Annotated in this window: 1 protein-coding gene; it reads left to right on the plus strand. The window is 56.5% G+C overall.

The annotated features are described in order from the left end of the window. Positions 1 to 455 (plus strand): contractile injection system protein, VgrG/Pvc8 family (locus FQZ95_RS07865; protein WP_272917190.1); only part of this gene is annotated, 455 nt, incomplete at both ends.

Here is a 455-nt window from a genome sequence, read left to right on the forward strand (position 1 = left end):
GGGCTGCGCCAGAACTTCCGTATCTTCCAGAATGAGGACATCGAAAGCATACTCGCGACGATCCTGAAAGAAAACGGTGTGACCGAGTGGAGTCCGCTGTTCAGCGAGCCGCATCCTTCCCGTGAGTTTTGTGTCCAGTACGGCGAAACTGATTACGATTTCCTGTGCCGGATGGCGGCGGAGGAAGGCATCTGCTTTTATGAGGAGCACGCGCAAAAAAGTACCGACCAGAGCCTGGTCCTGTGCGACACCGTACGTTATCTGCCGGAGTCCTTTGAGATCCCCTGGAACCCGAACACCCGTACCGAGGTGAGCACCCTATGCATCAGCCAGTTCCGCTACAGCGCACAAATCCGCCCTTCTTCCGTGGTGACCAAGGACTACACCTTTAAACGACCCGGCTGGGCAGGGCGTTTTGATCAGGAAGGCCAGCACCAGGATTACCAGCGCACACA

Origin of the sequence: Escherichia sp. HH41S (assembly GCF_009820115.1) — a bacterium.
Classification (GTDB): Bacteria; Pseudomonadota; Gammaproteobacteria; order Enterobacterales; family Enterobacteriaceae; genus Escherichia; species Escherichia coli_F.